Below are 17,365 nucleotides of genomic sequence, written 5' to 3'. Positions count from 1 at the left end.
AGCCGTGGGTCAAAAAGTAAATCCTACTGGATTACGTGTCGGAGTTATTCGCGATTGGGACGCAAAATGGTACGCTGAAAAAGCTGACTTTGCTAACGATCTTAACGAAGACCTAAAAATCCGTGAATACATTAGTAAGAGACTCGCTGACGCTTCCGTATCAAGAGTTGTTATCGAACGTGCTGCAAAGCGTGTTAACGTTTCAATTCACACTGCTAAACCAGGTATGGTTATCGGTAAAGGCGGATCAGAAGTCGAAAATCTTCGTAAAGAATTAAACAATTTAACAGGTAAGAGAGTTCACATCAACATCATCGAAATCAAGAAACCTGATTTAGATGCAAAACTTGTTGGTGAAAACATTGCTCGTCAATTGGAAGGCCGTGTAGCATTCCGTCGTGCAATGCGTCAATCAATGCAACGCTCTCGTCGTGCCGGTGCTAAGGGTATCAAAACTCAAGTTGCTGGTCGTCTAAATGGTGCAGATATGTCACGTGTGGAAGCATACGCTGAAGGAACTGTTCCATTGCATACACTAAGAGCAGACATCGACTACGCTTGGGAAGAAGCTCACACTACTTACGGATCAATTGGTGTAAAAACTTGGATCTACCGTGGTGAAGTTTTACCACAAGCAGTTAACGATGCTCAAGAAAACGATAAAGGAGGGAAATAAACATGCTAGTACCAAAACGTGTTAAGTTCCGTCGTGAACACCGTGGTAAGTTACGTGGTCATTCAAAGGGTGGAAACACTGTTTCATTCGGTGAATTTGGTTTACAATCAATCGATTCACATTGGATCACTAACCGTCAAATCGAAGCTTGTCGTATTGCTATGACAAGACATATGAAGCGTGGTGGGAAAGTTTGGATTAAGATTTTCCCTCACAAGTCATACACTGAAAAAGGTGTAGGGGTTCGTATGGGTAATGGTAAAGGTTCTCCAGCAGGATGGGTTGCTCCAGTTAAACGTGGAAAAGTCCTATTCGAAGTTGGTGGAGTTTCTGAAGAAGTTGCTCTAGAAGCTTTACGTTTAGCTTCAGCTAAACTTCCTGTTCGAACAAAGATTATTAAACGTGAGGAAGTAGGTGGCGAATCAAATGAAGGCTAAAGAAATTAATGAACTAACCACTGCTCAAATGCATGAAAAAGAACAAAGCTATAAAGAAGAACTATTCAACCTTCGTTTTCAATTAGCTACTGGTCAATTGGAAAACACTGCAAGATTGAAGCAAGTTCGTAAGAACATTGCACGTATCAAAACTGCTTTGCGTCAACAAGAACTAAACAAATAGAATACGATAGGAGGTCAATGTAATATGGAACGTAATATGCGTAAGGTCTACAGAGGCCGTGTTGTTTCAGACAAGATGGACAAAACCATTACTGTTGTTGTTGAAACTTACAAAACACATCCTACTTACGGAAAACGTGTTAAGTACTCAAAGAAGTACAAAGCTCATGATGAAAACAATGAAGCTAAGTTAGGCGATGTTGTAGAAATTATGGAAACACGTAAGCTATCAGCTACTAAGAATTTCCGTCTAGTTAATATCGTTGAAAAAGCTGTTATTATCTAACATAAGAATTTTATCGTATTCTGAGTAAATACCGGAAGGAGGGTATTAGCTAATGATTCAACAAGAAAGTCGTTTGAAAGTTGCTGATAACTCAGGTGCTCGTGAACTTTTAACTATTAAAGTTTTAGGTGGATCAAGCAGAAGATATGCAGGTATCGGTGATATCATTGTTGCTACTGTTAAACAAGCAACACCAGGTGGCGTTGTCAAAAAGGGTGACGTTGTTAAGGCTGTAATCGTAAGAACTAAGTCAGTATCACGTCGTGCAGATGGTTCATACATCCGTTTCGATGAAAATGCTGCCGTACTTGTTCAAGATGATAAAAGTCCAAAGGGAACTCGTATTTTCGGACCAGTTGCACGTGAACTACGTGACAACGAATTCATGAAGATCGTTTCTCTAGCCCCTGAAGTACTTTAATTAATCAATGTCAACCAAGGAGGTGCCAAGAAATGTTTATTAAAACCGGTGACAAAGTTCGCGTTATTAGTGGTAAGGATAAAGGTAAAGAAGGTACTGTTACCAAGACTATCGCTTCAAAAGATCGCGTAATCGTTGAAGGCATTAACATTGTTAAGAAACATCAAAAAGCTTCACAAGCTAACCCACAAGGTGGCATTAATGAAGTTGAAGCTCCAATTCATGTTTCAAACGTTATGTTAATTGACCCATCAACTAACGAACCAACTAAGGTTGGATTCAAAATTGAAAATGGTAAGAAAGTTCGTATTTCTAAAAAATCAAACAAATCAATCGATTAAAATTTAATTGAAAGGAGGATACCTTTCCATGTCAAACCGTTTACAAGATAAGTACAAAAATGAAATTACAAAAGCATTAGTTGAAAAGTTTAACTACTCTTCAGTTATGCAAGCTCCAAAAATTGAAAAGATCGTTCTAAACATGGGTGTTGGTGACGCTGTTACTAACGCTAAGAATTTAGACGAAGCTGTTTCAGAATTAACTCTAATTTCTGGTCAAAAACCTCTAGTAACTAAGGCTAAGAAATCAATCGCCGGCTTCCGTTTACGTGAAGGTATGTCAATTGGTGCCAAAGTTACTCTACGTGGTGAACGTATGTATGACTTCTTAGACAAGTTAGTTAACGTTTCATTACCACGTGTTCGTGACTTCCATGGTGTTAACAACCGTTCATTCGACGGTCGTGGTAACTACACTCTAGGTATTCGTGAACAATTAATTTTCCCAGAAATTAACTACGATAACGTTAACCGTGTACGTGGATTAGACATCGTTATTGTTACAACTGCTAACACTGACGAAGAATCCAAAGAATTGTTAACTCAATTCGGTATGCCATTTGCAAAATAATAGGAGGGTATAAATAATATGGCTAGAAAAGCATTAGTTGTAAAAAGTGAACGTCCTGCTAAATTCTCAACAAGAAATTACACTCGTTGTGAACGCTGTGGTAGACCTCATTCAGTTTACAAGAAGTTTCATTTATGCCGTCTATGCATCAGAGATCTTGCGCACAAAGGCCAAATCCCTGGTATGAAGAAGGCAAGTTGGTAAAATTAACTATAATTAGATAGGAGGTCTACGTTAATGTCCATGACAGATCCAATCGCTGACTTATTAACTAGAATTCGTAACGCCAACATGGCTCGTCACGATTCAGTTGAAGTTCCAGCTTCAAAAATCAAAAACAACATTGCTGAAATCTTAAAACGTGAAGGTTTCGTTCGCGATGTTGAATACGTTGAAGACGACAAACAAGGCGTTATCCGCGTATTCCTAAAATATGGTAAGAACAATGAACGTGTTATCACTGGCTTGAAGCGTATTTCAAAACCAGGTCTACGTTCATACGTAAAATCTGATTCAATTCCTAAGGTATTAAATGGTTTAGGTATTGCAATTATCTCAACTTCTGAAGGTGTTATCACTGATAAAGAAGCTCGTGCTAAAAAAATTGGTGGAGAAGTATTAGCTTACATTTGGTAATACTTTTTGCTTGAATTGGAGGTGTAATGAAATGAGTCGTATTGGTTACAGAAAGATTGTTTTACCTGAAGGTGTTGAATTATCAACTGAAGGTAACAACGTAACTGTTAAAGGTGCTAAGGGTTCACTAACTCGTGAATTCTCACCAATTATCAAGATGAACGTTAATGATAACGTTGTAACTTTTGAACCAGCAGTTAGATACGATAACAAGACCCGTGCAATGCACGGTACTATGCGTGCTAACTTAAACAACATGGTTGAAGGTGTATCAAATGGTTTTACTAAGACACTTAAGCTAGTCGGTGTTGGTTACCGTGCTCAAGCTAAAGGTTCTGTCCTAGAATTAAACGTTGGTTACTCCAACCCTGTTGAAATGCAAATCAATGATGATCTTAAGGTTGAAACTCCAGATAGTTTAACTATTACTATCAGCGGTATCAACAAAGAACACGTTGGTGACTTTGCAGCTCGTGTTCGTGCTGTTCGTTCACCTGAACCTTACAAGGGTAAAGGTATTCGTTACGAAAACGAAGTTGTACGTCGTAAGGAAGGTAAGACAGGTAAGTAATGAGTTAGATCTCATTGCTTAACTATTTTAATTAATATTTAAGAGGTGACTATTTTGATTAATAAACCAGATAAAAACAAGACACGTCAACGTCGTCACTTGCGTGTCCGTAACAAAATCTCTGGTACTGCTGTGTGCCCACGTTTGAACGTATACCGTTCTAACAAAAACATCTACGCTCAAGTTATTGATGACGTAGCGGGTGTTACGCTTGCTAGTGCCTCAACTCTAGACAAAGAAGTTAACGGTTCAAACAAGACTGAACAAGCATCATCTGTTGGTGCTTTAGTTGCCAAACGTGCCGTTGAAAAAAATGTTAAAAATGTTGTTTTCGATCGTGGTGGTTACTTATACCATGGACGTGTACAAGCTCTTGCTGAAGCTGCACGTGAAAACGGACTAGAATTTTAATAAAAGGAGGAATAACCGCAATGGCTGAATTTATTGATCCAAATAAATTAGAACTTGAAGATACTGTCGTATCAATCAACCGTATTACTAAGGTTGTTAAAGGTGGACGTCGTCTACGTTTTGCTGCTTTAGTTGTTGTTGGTGATAGAAATGGTCACGTCGGATTCGGTACTGGTAAAGCTCAAGAAGTTCCAGATGCTATCCGTAAGGCTGTTGAAGATGGTCGTAAGAACTTAATTAGTGTTCCTAAGGTTGGTACTACTATTCCTCATGAAATTATCGGTACTTATGGTGGTGGTAAGATCATGTTAAAACCTGCTGAAGAAGGTTCTGGTGTTGCCGCTGGTGGTGCCGTTCGTTCAGTTATGGAATTAGCTGGTATTGACGATGTTACAAGTAAGCGTTTAGGTTCAGATACTCCAATCAATGCTATTCGTGCTACTTTTGAAGGACTAAAAGCATTGAAGAGTGCAGAAAAAGTTGCTACTTTACGTGGCGTTTCTGCTCAACATTTAGCAGAATAAGGAGGGGTTAGAAGATGGCTCAATTAAAGATTACTTTAACTCACAGTGCAGAACACCGTCTCCCCAAACAACGTAAAATTGTTAAGGCGCTAGGTTTAGGTCGTATTAACAGTACTGTTGTTAAACCTGACAACGAAGCAACTCGTGGAGCATTGTTCCATATCGCACACTTAGTTAAAGTTGAACAAGTTAAGTAATAAATAACAAGGAGGTGCACTTCAAATGAAATTACATGAATTAAAAGCTGCCGAAGGTTCACGTTCATCAAGACAACGTCTAGGTCGTGGATTAGGAAGTAAAGGTAAGACTTCTGGTCGTGGACAAAAGGGTCAAAAGGCTCGTAGTAAGACACGTGTTGGATTCGAAGGGGGCCAAATGCCTTTCTACCGTAGAATTCCTAAGCGTGGTTTCACTAACATTAACCGTAAGGAATACGCTATCGTTAACTTATCTACTTTAGATCAATTTGACGACGGTGTTGAAGTTACACCAGAAACTTTAATGGAAGCTGGTATCGTTAAGAGTGCCAAGGATGGAATTAAGATTCTAGGTAACGGTGAACTTAACAAGAAGCTAACTGTTAAGGCTAACAAATTTTCTGATGCTGCTAAGTCAGCCATCGAAAATGCTGGCGGTAAGATCGAGGTGATCTAGATGCTATCAGCCTTGAAAAACGCTTTTAAGGTAAAGGATATTAGAAATAAAATCATGTTTACTTTGGGAGTATTGATTGTTTTTAGATTAGGTGCTTATATTACAGTACCTGGTATAAATGCTAAGGCACTCCAAAGCGTTGCTTCATCTGGCTTGGTTAGCATTTTAAACACCTTTAGTGGTGGTGGATTAACTAACTATTCACTATTTGCTATGGGTGTTTCACCATATATTACTGCGCAAATCATCGTTCAACTATTACAAATGGATATCGTTCCTCGTTTTGTTGAATGGAGCAAACAAGGTGACGTGGGTAGACGTAAGTTGAACCAAGTTACCAGAATACTTACAGTATTTCTTGCTTTCGTGCAGTCTATTGGAATTACAGCCGGATTTAACACTTTAAGCAGTTTGAACCTTGTTCAAAATCCTGGTCCTGCTACTTATTTGAGTATCGGTTTAATTTTAACCGGTGGTTCAATGTTAACAACTTGGATGGGTGACATGATTACTGATCGTGGTATCGGTCAAGGTGTTTCAATGATCATCTTCGCCGGTATTATCGCAAGAATTCCTACAGGAGTTCAACAATTATATAAGGAATACATTGTTGGAGATACTTCTTCACAACTATGGCCTTCTATCTTATTCTTAGCTGCGCTATTCGTTGTAATTCTAATAATTGTTACTTTTGTTACCTGGTTCCAACAAGCTGAACGTAGGATTCCAATTCAATATACTAGAAGAGAAACAGGCGCGGGTGACAATAGTTACCTACCTTTAAAGGTTAATGTTGCCGGTGTTATCCCTGTTATCTTCGCCAGTTCGTTTATCTCAACACCACAAGCAATCTTGCTTTTCTTTGCAGGTAAACATTCTGGTGATGGTTGGTACCAAGTATTGAGTAACGTATTTAATATGCAAACTCTTTCAGGTGCTACCTTATATACTGTATTAATTGTTGTCTTTACATTCTTTTACGCTTTTGTTCAAGTTAACCCTGAAAAACTTTCAGAAAACTTGCAAAAACAAGGAAGCTATATTCCAGGTGTTTGGCCAGGAAATGGAACTCAAACTTACGTGTCAAAAGTCCTAATGAGACTTAGCGTAGTTGGAGCCCTATTCCTAGGAATTGTTGCTTTAATTCCTTTAATTGCACAAAACGTTTGGAGCTTAGACGAATCCATCGGTTTAGGTGGTACTAGTTTACTAATTGTTGTTGGTGTTGCCATCGAAACAATTAGACAAATTCGTGGTTTAATGATGAAACAAGAATATGTTGGATTCATTCAATCACCTCGTCCAAATGATTTATAAAAGTGTGAATGGAGGTAATTAAATATGTCAATGAACTTAATCTTAATGGGGCTTCCTGGAGCTGGTAAAGGTACACAAGCTGAATCCATTATTGAAAATTATGGTATTCCACATATCTCTACTGGAGATATCTTTCGTGCCGCTATAAAAGACCAAACTGAAATGGGATTAAAGGCAAAACAATATATTGACAAAGGGAACTTGGTTCCTGATGATGTAACATGTGGAATTGTTAAAGATCGTCTTGCACAAGATGATACTAAAAAAGGATATATGTTAGACGGTTTTCCTAGAACTATCGAACAAGCAAATGCTTTGCAAGAAATTTGTAAAGAGCTTGATCGTCCATTGGATGCTGTTATAAATATTGACGTTGACCCTAAAGTTCTTGTTGATCGACTTTCTGGTAGATTCATTTGTAAGAACTGTGGTGCCACTTACCACAAGCTATACAAAATGCCAAAAGTTGAAGATACTTGTGATATTTGTGGTGGCCATGAATTTTATCAACGTAGTGATGACAAGCCTGAAACAGTTAAGAATCGTTTAGATGTGAACATCAAGATGAATACACCATTAATTGATTTTTACAAAGAACGTGATTTATTATTCACTGTTGATGGTGGTCAAGATATTGATGATGTTACTAAAGACATTGACAAAATACTTAAGCAATTCTAGTAATTGCTTCTGCGGCTAGCATTTGTTGCTGGAAGTATGTTTGTGTGATAAACTAACCCATGTGTATTTGCGATTAGCTACATGGCGGTCTTTGTCGATAATATCTTGGCATTTGGCTACCTTTATGTAGTAATCGTATTTTTCGAGGAGGAAAATTCTTTGTCTAAAGATAATGTTATTGAAATTGAAGGTAAGGTTAGCGAAACCTTACCAAATGCTATGTTTCGTGTTGAACTAGAAAATGGTCACGAAATTTTAGCTCACGTTTCCGGTAAAATTAGAATGCATTACATTCGTATTTTACCTGGTGATCGTGTCACAGTTGAAATGTCACCATATGATTTAAGCAAGGGACGTATTACTTACCGTTATAAGTAAGGATACTGTCTTGAAGTATAGGAGGGTTATATAATGAAGGTTCGTCCATCAGTAAAACCAATGTGTGAAAATTGTAAAGTAATTAAGAGAAAAGGCCGTGTTATGGTCATTTGCTCAAATCCAAAACATAAACAAAGACAAGGTAAGTAATTTTATATAAACAGGAGGTGTGTTTGAATGGCTCGTATCGCCGGAATTGATTTACCACGTGATAAGCGTATCGTTATTGGTCTAACTAGCATCTTTGGAATCGGTCAAAGTAGAGCTGCTGAAATCCTTTCAAAGGCTGGCGTTTCAGAAGATGTTCGTGTTCGTGATTTAACTCCAGACCAAGAAGATAAAATCCGTGAAGTTGTTGACAATTACAAAATTGAAGGTGACTTACGTCGTGAAGTAAGAATGAATATCAAGAAGCTTCAAGAAATTGGTTCTTACCGTGGAATGCGTCACCGTCGTGGTTTACCTGTTAGAGGTCAACACACAAAGAACAACGCCCGTACTCGTAAGGGTAAAAAAGTAACTATTGCTGGTAAGAAAAAATAATAAATAAAGGAGGTTAGTAAATCATGGTTCAAAAGAAAGGTTCTCGTAAGCGTAGAGTAAAGAAGAACATCGAATCTGGTGTTGCTCACATTCACTCTACTTTTAATAACACATTAGTTATGATTACCGACATGCAAGGTAATGCAATTGCTTGGTCATCTGCTGGTGCTTTAGGATTCCGTGGAAGTCGTAAATCAACTCCATTTGCTGCACAAATGGCTTCAGAAGCCGCTGCTAAGACAGCTATGGAACATGGTATGAAGACTGTTGAAGTTGCTGTTAAAGGTCCTGGTTCAGGTCGTGAATCAGCTATCCGTGCACTTCAATCAACTGGTTTAGAAGTTGCTGCTATTCGTGATGTTACTCCAGTTCCACATAATGGATCTCGTCCTCCAAAGCGTCGTAGAGTTTAATTTATTCTCATCTCTGTATGATGGACTAATTAATATTTAACTCAGAGCGTTTTGAAAGGGGTAGAAGATAAGAATGATTGAATTTGAAAAACCTAATATTCATAAGATTGATGAAACTGATAATTATGGAGAAGTTGTTGTTGAACCACTAGAACGTGGATACGGAACAACTCTTGGAAACTCGTTGCGTAGAATTTTACTTTCATCTTTACCTGGTGCAGCCGTAACTAGCATTCAAATTGATGATGTTTTACATGAATTTTCTACAGTACCTGGTGTTGTAGAAGACGTAACTCAAATTATTTTAAATGTTAAGAAGATTTCATTGAAGTTGGATGCCGAAGATGGCGAAGACAAAGAAATGGAAATCAATGTTACTGGTCCAGCTCAAGTAACTGCTGGAGACATTCAGGCTGATGGTGATGTAACTGTCTTAAATCCAGACTTACACATCGCTACAGTTGCTGAAGGTTCTACATTCCACATGAGAATGACTGCAAACAAGGGTCGCGGATATGTTTCTGCTGATGAGAATAAGGCTCGTAATGATGGAATGCCAATCGGTGTCTTACCAGTTGATTCCATTTATACCCCAATCGAACGTGTTAATTATCAAGTTGAAAACGCACGTGTTGGTCAAAGATCTGACTTTGATAAGCTAACTCTTGACGTTTGGACTGATGGTTCCATCACTCCTAGTGAAGCAATTAGTTTAGCAGCCAAGATTCTAAACGACCATCTTGCTATGTTTGTTGATCTTACTGATGAAGCCAAGAACACTGAAGTTATGGTTGAAAAGGAAGAAACACACAAAGAAAAGATGCTTGAAATGACAATTGAAGAATTGGACTTATCAGTTCGTTCATACAACTGTTTGAAGCGTGCAGGAATCAACACTGTTCAAGAATTAACCAACAAAAGCGAAGCAGACATGATGAAGGTTCGTAACTTAGGACGTAAGTCACTTGTTGAAGTAAAGAATAAGTTAGAAGCCCTTGGATTGTCATTGCGTAAAGAAGATTAGTATAAAGGAGGATATCCATTTATGAGTTACCGTAAATTACAACGTACTAGTGCACACCGTCGTTCATTACTACGTAACCTAACTACTGACTTGTTAGTAAACGGTGAAATTAAGACCACTGAAGCTCGTGCTAAAGAAGTACGCTCAACTGCTGAAAAGATGATTACTCTTGGTAAGCGTGGAGATCTTCATGCTCGTCGTCAAGCTGCAGCATTCCTACAAAACGTAGTTGCTGATGCTAAAGAAGATGGTGATGACGTAACTGTTACTACTGCATTACAAAAGCTATTTGATGAAATTGCTCCTAAGTATGCAGAACGTAACGGTGGTTACACTCGTATTCTAAAGACTATGCCTCGTCGTGGTGACGGTGCATCAATGGTTATTTTACAATTAGTTGATTAATTAATCGTAAACTTAATTAAATAGTAACAACAAATCACTAGGGCTATTGATATAAAGCGTTATGATGATGGGCAAGCCCCAAGTCTAGCTTGAATGGAGCTTTGCTTCGCATCAATAGCCTATTAGTGATTTTTTTATACATAATTTTAAACGGGGTGAATGAAGTGTCTAGTAAGATTATCAATGTATCAAACCTAAAATTTAAATATACTGATTCAACCAACTTTGCTGTAAATGATTTATCCTTTGATATTAATGAAGGTGAATGGGTATCCATTATCGGGAAAAACGGTAGTGGGAAATCGACACTAATTAGCTTACTAGATGGTTTATTAAAGGCCCAAAGCGGCAGTATCAAAGTTGATGGGATTGAATTAAATGAAGATACTGTTAATGACATAAGAGATAGAATTGGGATTGTTTTCCAAGATCCTAACAACCAGTTTGTGGCATCAACGGTTCAAGATGATATCGCATTTGGTTTAGAAAACAGAAACATGCCACAGGATAAGATGAAAGATGCGGTCGAAAAGGCGTTAACTGACGTTGATATGTTGGACTATGCTGAAAAGGACCCAACCAGATTATCAGGTGGGCAAAAGCAACGTGTTGCCATTGCAGGGATTCTAGCCATGAGCCCCAAGATTATTATCTTGGATGAAGCCACTAGCATGTTGGATCCGAAAGCAAAATACTTAATAACAAATTTGATTAATGATGTTAGAACAAAGTATAATCTAACTGTATTATCGATTTCACACGATATTAACGAAATCGAAAAATCAGATCGTACGATTCTAATTCGTGACGGTAAGATGGTACTAGATACCACTCCACAAAAGCTATTCACTGAATTAGACAATGTCGAGGAATATGGTTTGAAGCTACCTTTCTCAGAACAACTACGTTTAAGATTGAAGGAAGAGGGCTTTGATATTTCTGATGACTATTTGAATGACGAGGAGATTGTAGAATGGATAACGCAATATTATTCAAAAATGTAAGTCACGTATATCAAGAAAACACGCCATTAGAATTTCATGCTCTAGAAGATGTCTCATTGAAGATAAAGAGTGGTTCTTTTGTTTCAATTATCGGTAAGACTGGTAGTGGAAAATCGACATTGATTAAACATATTAATGCCTTATTAAGACCAACTAGTGGTAGTGTCACAATCGGTGATAAGGAAATCACAAGTCGTACTAATAACAAGCACCTAAAGCCACTCCGTCAAAAGATTGGCATGGTATTCCAGTTTCCAGAACAACAATTGTTTGCGGAAACAGTGGAGGAAGACATTGCCTTTGGTCCAAGTAACTTTGGCGTTACCGGAGAAGAACTAAACGATACTGTGATGCATGCAGCTGACCTGGTTCATTTAGACCATGACCTATTGAAGAAGTCACCATTTGATTTATCAGGTGGTCAAAAGAGAAGGGTAGCGATTGCTGGTGTTTTAGCAATGAACCCAGAAATCCTAGTGTTGGATGAACCAACTGCTGGTTTAGATTTAGAGGGACAACAATATATCCTCGACTTGATTAGAAGACTTAATCGAGAAGAAAACATGACAATCGTTTTAGTTAGTCACCAAATGGATGACGTCGCCAAATATTCTGATCGAGTAGTCGTTATGAGTGGTGGTAAGGTTGTTAAAAAATGTTATCCTGACGAGCTATTCACGGACGTGGATTTCTTGAACAAGTATGATCTACAAGTACCTGAGACTGTTAAGATTACCAAGGATTTGGCTGATAAAGGTGTAACACTAGATAAGTTATCTTTAGACGCGGACGAATTAATTAACGGCATCATTAATAAATTAAGGAATGAAGATAAGGATGAATAACTTTATATTTGGAAGATACCTTCCTGGTAACTCACTAATTCATAAAATGAATCCAGCCGCCAAGATGTTAATCGCATTTGCCTATATCATCATGGTTTTCTTTGCCAACAATTTAATTACATACGTCTTGATGGCAGCCACTGTGTTGTTATTCGTATTGTTATCAAAGTGTTCCTTTGGATACTTCATTAAGGGATTAATGCCAATGCTGTGGGTGATTATTTTCACAGTCATGATTCAGGTGTTCTTTGGCTCAGGTGGGCACGTTTACTTTTCATGGGGAATTGTTAAACTAACAAGCTATGGAATTTTAAACGCAATCGTATTAACGATTCGTTTTATGCTAATTATTGCGATGTCGACTGTGTTGACACTAACGACATCACCACTTGAAATCTCACAAGGCATTAGTGCGTTATTAAAACCACTAAAGCGATTTAATTTCCCGGTTGAAACTTTCTCTTTGATGATTTCTATCTCATTGAGATTCGTGCCAACCTTAACAGATGAAACTAAATTAATCATGGATGCACAACGTTCTCGTGGTGTCGACTTCGGTGATGGGGGACTAATCAAACGTGTTAAGGCGTTTGTCCCATTATTGATACCTTTGTTTGTCAGTGCCTTTAAACATGCCGATGATTTAAGTATCGCAATGGAAGCAAGGGGCTATCAGACTAACAAGGAACGTTCTCACTTTCATACATTTAAATGGAAACCAAATGATTTTGTATGCATGCTATTAATTTTAGTCATGGCGATAGTTATATTTATATATAGGAGTTAGATAATAGAAATGTCATATCGTTATAAAATCACGATGGCTTATGATGGAACCGACTTTTACGGTTTCCAACGTCAGCCAAAGAAAAGAACCATCGAAGGAATCTTAACCAAGATTGTTAATAAGATGGCTAAAAATCCGGACCCAGCAATTACTGTGTATGGATCAGGTAGAACAGACGCAGGGGTTCATGCATTAGGACAGGTCGCTCATTTTGACTTTCCATACGACCTTCCTGAAGAAAACATGCTAAAGGCATTGAACAGCATGCTACCTTTGGATGTTCAAATTAAAAAGGTAGAAAAGGTCCCAAGTGATTTTCACGCTAGATACGATGTATCAGGGAAACGATACATGTATCGAATGGATATGGGCGAATTCCGTAATCCATTCAAACGAAGATATACAGCGCAATGGAGATTCCCGGTTGATATTGACAAGATTAACATTGCGCTAAAAGACTTGATTGGTGAACATGACTTTACTAGTTTTGTTGCCTCAGGTTCATCAGCTAGAACTAATGTCAGAACCATCTACGAAGCAAAATGTCGAATTGATGAAAAAGAAAATGAATTAATATTCGAATTTTACGGTAATGGTTTCCTATATAACATGGTTAGAATCATGGTAGGGGTCTTAGTTGAAATTGGTTCAGGTTCAAGGGATGTACATGATATTTTAAGACTATACAAAGTTAAGGATCGTACTGAAGCAAGAAGAACGGTTCCCGCTAGCGGACTATACTTAAAACATGTATACTATGAGGGAGATGATCCTGCTCATCCTACAAAACTACCTCATCATCAAAGATGATTTTAGGTTGACTTTATAATTAAAAAATTGTAGTATAAAGCATGGTATTGTTTGCCCCACAATAAGCCCCGGAAACTTATATTGGTGTCGAACAAACACAGAAACATGGAGGAAGATTAAAGTGCGTACAACATATATGGCAAAACCAGGTGAAGTAGAACGCAAGTGGTACATCATTGACGCAACTGATATCAGTTTAGGTCGTCTATCAACTGTCGTTGCTTCTATTTTACGAGGAAAAAACAAGCCAACATTTACACCTCATGTAGATACTGGCGATAACGTTATTGTTATTAATGCTTCAAAAGTTGCATTAACAGGTCGTAAAGCTAGCGATAAGCTATACTCCCACCACACAGGTTATTTAGGTGGTCTAAAACAAAAAACTGCTGGTCAAATGTTAAATGATACTCCAGACAAGTTAGTTGAAACATCAGTTAAAGGTATGCTACCAAGTGGTACATTAGCTCACAAGCAATTACTACACTTACACGTATACGCTGATGCTAACCATGCTCACCAAGCACAAAACCCTGAAGTATTAGACATTAATAACCTAATTTAAGGAGGAAACTTAATTGGCTCAAGTACAATATCGCGGCACAGGCCGTCGTAAAGACTCAGTAGCCCGAGTAATTTTAGTACCCGGTACTGGTAAAGTTGTTATGAACAAAAAGGATATTGAAGATTACATTCCATTCCCTAACTTAAGAGCAGTGGTAATGCAACCATTCAATGTTACTGAAACATCAGGTAACTACGATGCTTTAATCAATGTTAACGGTGGTGGTTTCTCAGGACAAGCTGGTGCAGCTCGTCACGGAATCGCTCGTGCATTGCTAGAAGTAGATCCTGACTTCCGTGCTTCATTAAAGAGTGCCGGTTTATTAACTCGTGACGCTCGTATGAAAGAACGTAAGAAACCAGGTCTTAAGAAAGCTCGTAAAGCTGGTCAATTCTCAAAACGTTAAGATACACTTATCTTTCTGTTTTCAAAAGAACTTCCCGTGTGGAAGTTCTTTTTTTATACATAAGTGGACTTATTAATTAAAATAGTGTTTAATATTCAATGTTGTTTTATATGAAAGTAAAATCTCAAAGAGGAGATGATGATCATTAGAAATAAAGCTTATAAGATGAACATCTTATCCGTGTTTATCGCAATAATTATCATACAAACAAGTATCCCTGGATTGGGAAACATTCCAATTGGACCACTTAGTGTTACCATCATTCCAATCACAGTTGTCTTAGCAGCAATTCTGCTTGGCACTAAAGAGGGGGCAATTGTCGGTGGTGTTTGGGGATTGATCACATTTGTCCGCGCATTTTGGTGGCCAACTAGTCCATTGGCAATCTATGTATTTACGAACCCACTAGTTTCTGTTCTACCAAGAATCCTAGTTGGTTTAGTCGCTGGATTAATTTTCAAACGATTATACAAACCTAACAAGCCATATCGCATGTATATGTCAATCACTGGGTTCGTCAGTTCACTAGTCAACACCGTTGTGTTATTAGGTTTGGTCTATGTATTCTACCGCGGGGATGCATTTAACATCTACCACATTAATGTTGATCAACTACTACCATACCTATTATTCGTAGCAGCAACCAACGGATTAGTGGAAGCCATTCTTTCTGGTGCATTGGTACCAGTGATTGGTTCACCACTATTGAAAATACGCAAAAAAAGCACCGATGACTAATGTCATCAGTGCTTTTTTATTACTTTTCGTCGGATTCACTATCCTTGTTTTTACCTTTTGAGTTGTGAGGTCCTTCTTTTACCATGGTGATGTTCTTGTTGTTAATAACGATCTTTCCGTGGTATTTGTCCTCTAATGCAGGATCGGTAGTTTGAAAACCAATCATGTATGAGTTGTTGTATCCTTTTTCAATGATTCCTTGGAATTTCTTCTTTTCTAGCATGAATGAAACTTGGTCACCAACATCAAATGGTGATTTGTCATTGCTTGTTAATTTATCTTTTACCAAAAGCATACATCTCCTAACTTATACCTTAAAATTACAGAAAAATGAGTCATTTGTCAATTAAACAATATTTAAGTTAAAATTTGATTTTCTTTTTTTTAGCGAATAGTTTAGAATATTAAATAATATAAGGAGAGATTCTGTGAGTAAAAGAAGATATCGAAGAAGAAGAAAGAAGAAAACATCTAACTTTGGATGTCTTATTTTTATTTTAATCGTTGGCGTACTCTTATTCGCAGGCGGGATGAAGATATTTGATCGCATTTACACGTATGATTCATATACACAACAGAATGTGTTAAAGAAACATCGTAAGTTCATCAATGCTTTATTACCGGCCGCAAATGACGTGCAAAGACGTTACAACATCCTAGTTAGTATCAGTTTGGCCCAAGCAATCCTTGAGTCAGACTGGGGAACTAGTCAATTATCTAGTCAATATAATAACTTATACGGTGTTAAAGCGTCGGGAAACCAACCATCTGTGAATCTTTCTACCCAAGAGTTTGTAAACGGCAAATTTATCACCATCACGGGTCGTTTTAGAGTGTATAACAGTTGGTCCGAGTCAGTTGAAAGCCACGCGCTATTGCTCGTAAATGGGACTGATTGGAACCCAAATCAGTATAAGGATGTAATTGACTCAGATAATTACGTTGCTGCTGCAAAGGGGTTACAAGTTGACGGATATGCGACTGATCCAACATATCGCAATAAGATTATTGAAATTATCCGTAAATACAAGCTATATCAATATGATAAACAAACTACCACTACAGGAGGAACATCAAATGAAACTACTAGAAGATAAGATTAAAGAAGTCGGACGTGTACTACCTGGGGATGTATTAAAAGTTGATGCATTTCTAAACCATCAGGTTGATCCTAAATTGATGGCTGAAATGGGTAAGGAATTTGCTAGACTATTTAAGGACGACGACATTACTAGAATCGTAACTGTTGAATCTTCCGGAATTGCTCCTGCAGTAATGGCTGGATTGTACATGGATGTCCCAGTTGTGTTTGCTAGAAAACACAAAAGTTTAACACTAACAGATGACGTATATACTAGTGAGGTATATTCATACACTAAACAAACCAGCAACCAAATTAGTATCGATAAAAGATTTATTCAACCCAATGACCGTCTACTAATCATTGATGATTTCTTAGCCAATGGCCAAGCTGTTCAAGGATTATTGGACGTAGCTAAACAAGCTAACGTATCAGTTAATGGAATTGGTATCGTAATTGAAAAATCATATCAAAAGGGCCACGATTTGATTGAAAAGACAGGGATTCATCTAGAATCACTTGCGAAAATTAAATCACTAGATAACGACAAAGTCACTTTTGTAGAAGATTAAAAAGAGTCGGCATAATTTGCCGACTTTTTTATTTGGTGCTAAATGAAAATATGCCCAGCTATGATATAATTAAACTATATATAAA

General features: G+C 37.7%; 32 protein-coding genes. 31 read left to right on the top strand and 1 reads right to left on the bottom strand.

Annotated features, from left to right (window positions below; all coding sequences use genetic code 11):
• Positions 1–4 precede the first annotated feature (4 nt).
• The 29 genes from rpsC (at position 5) to JUD45_RS02965 (ending at position 15,627) form a co-directional block, all read left to right on the top strand.
• Positions 5–676, top strand: coding sequence for a 30S ribosomal protein S3 (rpsC, locus tag JUD45_RS03105; protein ID WP_034531504.1), 672 nt, complete (start codon positions 5–7; stop codon positions 674–676).
• A 2-nt stretch (positions 677–678) separates the two neighbouring features.
• A complete protein-coding gene (rplP, locus tag JUD45_RS03100) occupies positions 679–1,113 on the top strand; it encodes a 50S ribosomal protein L16 (RefSeq protein ID WP_034531505.1) in 435 nt (144 codons plus the stop codon).
• Positions 1,103–1,297, top strand: a complete 195-nt coding sequence (gene rpmC, locus JUD45_RS03095) for a 50S ribosomal protein L29 (protein WP_034531506.1) — start codon at positions 1,103–1,105, stop codon at positions 1,295–1,297. Before rplP ends, rpmC begins: the two co-directional genes overlap by 11 nt.
• A 24-nt stretch (positions 1,298–1,321) precedes the next feature.
• Positions 1,322–1,582, top strand: a complete 261-nt coding sequence (rpsQ, locus tag JUD45_RS03090) for a 30S ribosomal protein S17 (RefSeq protein ID WP_138726690.1) — start codon at positions 1,322–1,324, stop codon at positions 1,580–1,582.
• Between the two features lie 52 nt (positions 1,583–1,634).
• Positions 1,635–2,003 carry a 50S ribosomal protein L14 gene (gene rplN / locus JUD45_RS03085; RefSeq protein ID WP_034531509.1) on the top strand — a complete coding sequence of 123 codons (369 nt, stop codon included), beginning with the start codon at positions 1,635–1,637 and terminating at the stop codon, positions 2,001–2,003.
• A 32-nt stretch (positions 2,004–2,035) separates the two neighbouring features.
• A complete protein-coding gene (rplX, locus tag JUD45_RS03080) occupies positions 2,036–2,344 on the top strand; it encodes a 50S ribosomal protein L24 (protein WP_034531511.1) in 309 nt (102 codons plus the stop codon).
• A 28-nt stretch (positions 2,345–2,372) separates the two neighbouring features.
• Positions 2,373–2,915 carry a 50S ribosomal protein L5 gene (rplE, locus tag JUD45_RS03075; RefSeq protein WP_054606796.1) on the top strand — a complete coding sequence of 181 codons (543 nt, stop codon included), beginning with the start codon at positions 2,373–2,375 and terminating at the stop codon, positions 2,913–2,915.
• An 18-nt stretch (positions 2,916–2,933) separates the two neighbouring features.
• The gene (locus JUD45_RS03070; RefSeq protein WP_034531514.1) at positions 2,934–3,119 is read left to right on the top strand and encodes a type Z 30S ribosomal protein S14; all 186 of its coding nucleotides are present in this window, start codon (positions 2,934–2,936) and stop codon (positions 3,117–3,119) included.
• A gap of 33 nt (positions 3,120–3,152) precedes the next feature.
• The gene (gene rpsH, locus JUD45_RS03065) at positions 3,153–3,551 is read left to right on the top strand and encodes a 30S ribosomal protein S8 (RefSeq protein ID WP_034531516.1); all 399 of its coding nucleotides are present in this window, start codon (positions 3,153–3,155) and stop codon (positions 3,549–3,551) included.
• Positions 3,552–3,582: 31 nt separating this feature from the next.
• On the top strand, positions 3,583–4,122 hold the full coding sequence (gene rplF, locus JUD45_RS03060) for a 50S ribosomal protein L6 (RefSeq protein ID WP_054608320.1): 540 nt from the start codon (positions 3,583–3,585) through the stop codon (positions 4,120–4,122).
• A gap of 54 nt (positions 4,123–4,176) precedes the next feature.
• Positions 4,177–4,533 carry a 50S ribosomal protein L18 gene (gene rplR / locus JUD45_RS03055; protein ID WP_080695536.1) on the top strand — a complete coding sequence of 119 codons (357 nt, stop codon included), beginning with the start codon at positions 4,177–4,179 and terminating at the stop codon, positions 4,531–4,533.
• A 20-nt stretch (positions 4,534–4,553) separates the two neighbouring features.
• Entirely contained in the window at positions 4,554–5,057 is a 504-nt protein-coding gene (gene rpsE, locus JUD45_RS03050; protein WP_034531520.1) for a 30S ribosomal protein S5, read from the top strand.
• Positions 5,058–5,071: 14 nt separating this feature from the next.
• Positions 5,072–5,254 (top strand): 50S ribosomal protein L30, encoded by a 183-nt coding sequence (gene rpmD, locus JUD45_RS03045; RefSeq protein ID WP_034531522.1) that lies wholly within the window; start codon positions 5,072–5,074, stop codon positions 5,252–5,254.
• Between the two features lie 25 nt (positions 5,255–5,279).
• Positions 5,280–5,711 carry a 50S ribosomal protein L15 gene (rplO, locus tag JUD45_RS03040; protein WP_034531523.1) on the top strand — a complete coding sequence of 144 codons (432 nt, stop codon included), beginning with the start codon at positions 5,280–5,282 and terminating at the stop codon, positions 5,709–5,711.
• Complete coding sequence (gene secY / locus JUD45_RS03035; RefSeq protein WP_034531525.1) at positions 5,712–7,028, top strand: preprotein translocase subunit SecY; 1,317 nt, start codon at positions 5,712–5,714, stop codon at positions 7,026–7,028.
• 30 nt (positions 7,029–7,058) lie between these two features.
• Positions 7,059–7,709, top strand: a complete 651-nt coding sequence (locus tag JUD45_RS03030; protein WP_277813699.1) for an adenylate kinase — start codon at positions 7,059–7,061, stop codon at positions 7,707–7,709.
• A gap of 159 nt (positions 7,710–7,868) precedes the next feature.
• A complete protein-coding gene (gene infA / locus JUD45_RS03025) occupies positions 7,869–8,087 on the top strand; it encodes a translation initiation factor IF-1 (protein ID WP_034531529.1) in 219 nt (72 codons plus the stop codon).
• Positions 8,088–8,120: 33 nt separating this feature from the next.
• Positions 8,121–8,237: a 50S ribosomal protein L36 gene (rpmJ, locus tag JUD45_RS03020; protein WP_034531530.1), complete on the top strand. Its 117-nt coding sequence runs from the start codon at positions 8,121–8,123 to the stop codon at positions 8,235–8,237.
• A 27-nt stretch (positions 8,238–8,264) separates the two neighbouring features.
• Positions 8,265–8,630: a 30S ribosomal protein S13 gene (gene rpsM, locus JUD45_RS03015; protein ID WP_034531532.1), complete on the top strand. Its 366-nt coding sequence runs from the start codon at positions 8,265–8,267 to the stop codon at positions 8,628–8,630.
• A gap of 23 nt (positions 8,631–8,653) precedes the next feature.
• On the top strand, positions 8,654–9,043 hold the full coding sequence (rpsK, locus tag JUD45_RS03010; RefSeq protein WP_034531534.1) for a 30S ribosomal protein S11: 390 nt from the start codon (positions 8,654–8,656) through the stop codon (positions 9,041–9,043).
• 73 nt (positions 9,044–9,116) lie between these two features.
• Positions 9,117–10,067 (top strand): DNA-directed RNA polymerase subunit alpha, encoded by a 951-nt coding sequence (locus tag JUD45_RS03005; protein WP_034531535.1) that lies wholly within the window; start codon positions 9,117–9,119, stop codon positions 10,065–10,067.
• Positions 10,068–10,088: 21 nt separating this feature from the next.
• A complete protein-coding gene (rplQ, locus tag JUD45_RS03000) occupies positions 10,089–10,472 on the top strand; it encodes a 50S ribosomal protein L17 (RefSeq protein ID WP_034531537.1) in 384 nt (127 codons plus the stop codon).
• A gap of 176 nt (positions 10,473–10,648) precedes the next feature.
• Positions 10,649–11,476, top strand: coding sequence for an energy-coupling factor transporter ATPase (locus JUD45_RS02995; RefSeq protein ID WP_203619688.1), 828 nt, complete (start codon positions 10,649–10,651; stop codon positions 11,474–11,476).
• Positions 11,446–12,321 carry an energy-coupling factor transporter ATPase gene (locus JUD45_RS02990; RefSeq protein WP_034531539.1) on the top strand — a complete coding sequence of 292 codons (876 nt, stop codon included), beginning with the start codon at positions 11,446–11,448 and terminating at the stop codon, positions 12,319–12,321. The genes JUD45_RS02995 and JUD45_RS02990 overlap by 31 nt, the downstream gene beginning before the upstream one ends.
• Positions 12,314–13,108: an energy-coupling factor transporter transmembrane component T family protein gene (locus tag JUD45_RS02985; protein WP_203619682.1), complete on the top strand. Its 795-nt coding sequence runs from the start codon at positions 12,314–12,316 to the stop codon at positions 13,106–13,108. The genes JUD45_RS02990 and JUD45_RS02985 overlap by 8 nt, the downstream gene beginning before the upstream one ends.
• A 9-nt stretch (positions 13,109–13,117) precedes the next feature.
• Positions 13,118–13,918 carry a tRNA pseudouridine(38-40) synthase TruA gene (truA, locus tag JUD45_RS02980; protein WP_054483705.1) on the top strand — a complete coding sequence of 267 codons (801 nt, stop codon included), beginning with the start codon at positions 13,118–13,120 and terminating at the stop codon, positions 13,916–13,918.
• A gap of 121 nt (positions 13,919–14,039) precedes the next feature.
• Positions 14,040–14,483, top strand: a complete 444-nt coding sequence (rplM, locus tag JUD45_RS02975) for a 50S ribosomal protein L13 (RefSeq protein ID WP_034534424.1) — start codon at positions 14,040–14,042, stop codon at positions 14,481–14,483.
• 13 nt (positions 14,484–14,496) lie between these two features.
• Entirely contained in the window at positions 14,497–14,889 is a 393-nt protein-coding gene (gene rpsI / locus JUD45_RS02970; RefSeq protein WP_034531546.1) for a 30S ribosomal protein S9, read from the top strand.
• Positions 14,890–15,027: 138 nt separating this feature from the next.
• Positions 15,028–15,627: an ECF transporter S component gene (locus tag JUD45_RS02965; protein ID WP_034534425.1), complete on the top strand. Its 600-nt coding sequence runs from the start codon at positions 15,028–15,030 to the stop codon at positions 15,625–15,627.
• 19 nt (positions 15,628–15,646) lie between these two features.
• Here JUD45_RS02965 and JUD45_RS02960 read toward each other — a convergent pair whose 3' ends face one another.
• Positions 15,647–15,916: a hypothetical protein gene (locus JUD45_RS02960; protein WP_034534428.1), complete on the bottom strand. Its 270-nt coding sequence runs from the start codon at positions 15,914–15,916 to the stop codon at positions 15,647–15,649.
• A 241-nt stretch (positions 15,917–16,157) separates the two neighbouring features.
• Between JUD45_RS02960 and JUD45_RS02955 the strand changes: the two genes are divergently transcribed.
• Both JUD45_RS02955 and JUD45_RS02950 read left to right on the top strand, forming a co-directional pair.
• Positions 16,158–16,724 carry a glycoside hydrolase family 73 protein gene (locus tag JUD45_RS02955; RefSeq protein ID WP_203619681.1) on the top strand — a complete coding sequence of 189 codons (567 nt, stop codon included), beginning with the start codon at positions 16,158–16,160 and terminating at the stop codon, positions 16,722–16,724.
• Positions 16,705–17,280: a xanthine phosphoribosyltransferase gene (locus JUD45_RS02950; RefSeq protein WP_053792870.1), complete on the top strand. Its 576-nt coding sequence runs from the start codon at positions 16,705–16,707 to the stop codon at positions 17,278–17,280. The genes JUD45_RS02955 and JUD45_RS02950 overlap by 20 nt, the downstream gene beginning before the upstream one ends.
• Positions 17,281–17,365 lie beyond the last annotated feature (85 nt).

Origin of the sequence: Apilactobacillus nanyangensis (assembly GCF_016861915.1) — a bacterium.
Taxonomy (GTDB): Bacteria; Bacillota; Bacilli; order Lactobacillales; family Lactobacillaceae; genus Apilactobacillus; species Apilactobacillus nanyangensis.
This window is presented reverse-complemented; position numbering and strand designations above follow the sequence as displayed.

Excerpts from the sequence above, each read along its gene's own strand:
- rplP (WP_034531505.1), top strand. The coding sequence starts at position 679 with ATGCTAGTACCAAAACGTGTTAAGTTCCGTCGTGAACACCGTGGTAAG.
- rpmC (WP_034531506.1), top strand. The coding sequence starts at position 1,103 with ATGAAGGCTAAAGAAATTAATGAACTAACCACTGCTCAAATGCATGAA.
- rpsQ (WP_138726690.1), top strand. The coding sequence starts at position 1,322 with ATGGAACGTAATATGCGTAAGGTCTACAGAGGCCGTGTTGTTTCAGAC.
- rplN (WP_034531509.1), top strand. The coding sequence starts at position 1,635 with ATGATTCAACAAGAAAGTCGTTTGAAAGTTGCTGATAACTCAGGTGCT.
- rplX (WP_034531511.1), top strand. The coding sequence starts at position 2,036 with ATGTTTATTAAAACCGGTGACAAAGTTCGCGTTATTAGTGGTAAGGAT.
- rplE (WP_054606796.1), top strand. The coding sequence starts at position 2,373 with ATGTCAAACCGTTTACAAGATAAGTACAAAAATGAAATTACAAAAGCA.
- JUD45_RS03070 (WP_034531514.1), top strand. The coding sequence starts at position 2,934 with ATGGCTAGAAAAGCATTAGTTGTAAAAAGTGAACGTCCTGCTAAATTC.
- rpsH (WP_034531516.1), top strand. The coding sequence starts at position 3,153 with ATGTCCATGACAGATCCAATCGCTGACTTATTAACTAGAATTCGTAAC.
- rplF (WP_054608320.1), top strand. The coding sequence starts at position 3,583 with ATGAGTCGTATTGGTTACAGAAAGATTGTTTTACCTGAAGGTGTTGAA.
- rpsE (WP_034531520.1), top strand. The coding sequence starts at position 4,554 with ATGGCTGAATTTATTGATCCAAATAAATTAGAACTTGAAGATACTGTC.
- rpmD (WP_034531522.1), top strand. The coding sequence starts at position 5,072 with ATGGCTCAATTAAAGATTACTTTAACTCACAGTGCAGAACACCGTCTC.
- rplO (WP_034531523.1), top strand. The coding sequence starts at position 5,280 with ATGAAATTACATGAATTAAAAGCTGCCGAAGGTTCACGTTCATCAAGA.
- secY (WP_034531525.1), top strand. The coding sequence starts at position 5,712 with ATGCTATCAGCCTTGAAAAACGCTTTTAAGGTAAAGGATATTAGAAAT.
- JUD45_RS03030 (WP_277813699.1), top strand. The coding sequence starts at position 7,059 with ATGAACTTAATCTTAATGGGGCTTCCTGGAGCTGGTAAAGGTACACAA.
- rpmJ (WP_034531530.1), top strand. The coding sequence starts at position 8,121 with ATGAAGGTTCGTCCATCAGTAAAACCAATGTGTGAAAATTGTAAAGTA.
- rpsM (WP_034531532.1), top strand. The coding sequence starts at position 8,265 with ATGGCTCGTATCGCCGGAATTGATTTACCACGTGATAAGCGTATCGTT.
- rpsK (WP_034531534.1), top strand. The coding sequence starts at position 8,654 with ATGGTTCAAAAGAAAGGTTCTCGTAAGCGTAGAGTAAAGAAGAACATC.
- JUD45_RS03005 (WP_034531535.1), top strand. The coding sequence starts at position 9,117 with ATGATTGAATTTGAAAAACCTAATATTCATAAGATTGATGAAACTGAT.
- rplQ (WP_034531537.1), top strand. The coding sequence starts at position 10,089 with ATGAGTTACCGTAAATTACAACGTACTAGTGCACACCGTCGTTCATTA.
- JUD45_RS02990 (WP_034531539.1), top strand. The coding sequence starts at position 11,446 with ATGGATAACGCAATATTATTCAAAAATGTAAGTCACGTATATCAAGAA.
- JUD45_RS02985 (WP_203619682.1), top strand. The coding sequence starts at position 12,314 with ATGAATAACTTTATATTTGGAAGATACCTTCCTGGTAACTCACTAATT.
- truA (WP_054483705.1), top strand. The coding sequence starts at position 13,118 with ATGTCATATCGTTATAAAATCACGATGGCTTATGATGGAACCGACTTT.
- JUD45_RS02965 (WP_034534425.1), top strand. The coding sequence starts at position 15,028 with ATGATCATTAGAAATAAAGCTTATAAGATGAACATCTTATCCGTGTTT.
- JUD45_RS02955 (WP_203619681.1), top strand. The coding sequence starts at position 16,158 with ATGAAGATATTTGATCGCATTTACACGTATGATTCATATACACAACAG.
- JUD45_RS02950 (WP_053792870.1), top strand. The coding sequence starts at position 16,705 with ATGAAACTACTAGAAGATAAGATTAAAGAAGTCGGACGTGTACTACCT.